Annotated in this window: 1 protein-coding gene and 1 pseudogene; one reads left to right on the top strand and one right to left on the bottom strand. The window is 74.3% G+C overall.

Annotated features, from left to right (window positions below; all coding sequences use genetic code 11):
* Positions 1-111: 111 nt before the first annotated feature.
* Positions 112-660: pseudogene (locus L1885_RS27890) on the bottom strand (TetR/AcrR family transcriptional regulator); the annotation flags it as partial.
* A 336-nt stretch (positions 661-996) separates the two neighbouring features.
* On the opposite strand from L1885_RS27890, the gene L1885_RS27885 reads away from it, so the two are divergent.
* A partial coding sequence (locus L1885_RS27885; protein WP_235799924.1) for a phosphatase PAP2 family protein occupies positions 997-1863 on the top strand: 867 nt, incomplete at its 3' end.

Raw genomic sequence — 1863 nt, 5'->3', positions numbered from 1 at the left:
GGCCGCCGGCCGCCCGGTGCCCTCGTGGTCCGCCGCCGGGCGTGCGGCGCCGTCGTGGTCCGCTGAGGGCCGAGCGGCGCCGGCGCGGTCCCGCGCGGGCTCCCGTGCCTCGTCGTCGCCCACGGCCACGCCGAGAGCGGGCAGCAGGGACGACTCCAGGAAGCGGATCAGGTAGTCCTCGTCCGCCTGCACGCCGCACAGCAGGGGCCGGGCGCGCATGATGCCGAACAACTGCATCGCAACGAACTCGATCGCCGGATTGGCGGCCGCGACCTCGCCCCGGCCGACGGCGCGGCGCACCATCGCGTCGATCTCCGCGATCTCGGGCTCGATGAGGTTCTCGCGCAGGGCGGTCTGCAGGTCCGGGTTCTGCTGCGCGGCGTGGGCCAGCGCGTGCATCAGGGCGGTGTCCCGGTGGGCGTTGGCGCTCGTGGCGCGCGCGACCGCGCGCAGGTCCCCGGCGAGCGTGCCGGTGTCGATCTCGGCGAGTTTCACGCTGCGCGTCCCGCGCAGGGCGGCGCAGACGAGGTGCGGCTTGGTGCGCCACTGCCGGTACAGGGTCGACTTGCCGCACCGGGTGCGCGCCGCGATGCCCTCCATCGTCAGCGCCTCGTAGCCGCCCTCCCGGAGCAGGTCGAGGGCGGCCAGATAGAACTCCATCTCGCGCTCGGGTGTGATCTTGGAGCGCCGCGGTGTTGAGGTCACCGTCTCTCTCCTTCCGGACGAGGCGACCGATCGCGTGGTCCGGGACCGGACACGCATTCGGCTTCGATACGCCAGTGTACCGATACGGCGGCGTATCGGTACACTGGCGTATCGATAGGGCGCGGCGTCTGCCGAGCCGCCACCGCACCACGACGTCGCACGCCGTGCAGCTCACGCAAAGGGGTCGGGTGAATGGACGCCCGGACTGGTCCCGCGCCACGACGCAGTCACTCTCCCTCCGGACCGCCCCGCACGGCCGCCCGAATATCCCCGTCGGCGCCCCCGTCGGGCGTGCGGCGCACGGCCCGCTCCCTGCCGCTGATCGGACGCGCCGCCGGCAGGCCGCCACTGGCCCGTGAACTGGCACTGGTCGCCGCGCTCTTCCTCGTCTACAAGCTCGGCCGGCAGCTCGCCAACGGCCGCACGGCCCAGGCGTTCGACAACGCCCGCGAGGTCTGGCACCTGGAACGCGTCCTGCACCTGCCCGGCGAGCAGGGCGTCCAGCACCTGCTGCTGCACGGCGACACGGCCGTCCACCTCGCCAACACCTACTACGCGGCCGTCCACTTCCCCGCGACGGTCCTCTTCCTCGCCTGGCTGTACTGGAAGCGCCCCGGTCACTACGTCTGGTCCCGCCGGGTCCTGACCGCGGTCACCGGCGGGGCGCTCGCGCTCCACCTGCTGCTGCCGCTGGCCCCGCCGCGCATGCTGGCCTCGACCGGCCTGATCGACACGGCCCGCGTCTACGGCCCCTCGGTCTACGCGGCGAACCCGTCCGCCGGCTCGGTCGAGAACCAGTTCGCGGCCATGCCGTCCCTGCACTTCGCCTGGGCGCTGATGGTGGCCGTCGGGCTGATCGCGGCGACGTCGTCCCGTCTGCGGTGGCTGTGGCTGCTGCACCCGCTCGCCACCCTCTTCGTCGTCGTCGCCACCGCGAACCACTACTGGCTGGACACGCTGGTCGCCACCGCCCTGCTCGCGCTCGCCCTGGCCGCGGTGAGCGCCCCGACGGCCACCGGGACGCGGCGCGGCAGCCTCGTCGTGCGCCGTCATCTGCCGGGGCACCGGGACCGGCCGGACGCCCGCACGCCCTCCGCGGTGCGGGAAGCGGCCCCGGCCCTCTCCGGCGCGGGGAGCCGCAGCGGGGGCCGCTCGCGG

It is taken from the genome of Streptomyces fuscigenes, assembly GCF_021556455.1.
GTDB classification, from domain to species: Bacteria; Actinomycetota; Actinomycetes; order Streptomycetales; family Streptomycetaceae; genus Streptomyces; species Streptomyces fuscigenes.
The sequence above is the reverse complement of the archived record's forward strand: the minus strand, read 5'-3'. Positions and strand labels throughout refer to the sequence as shown.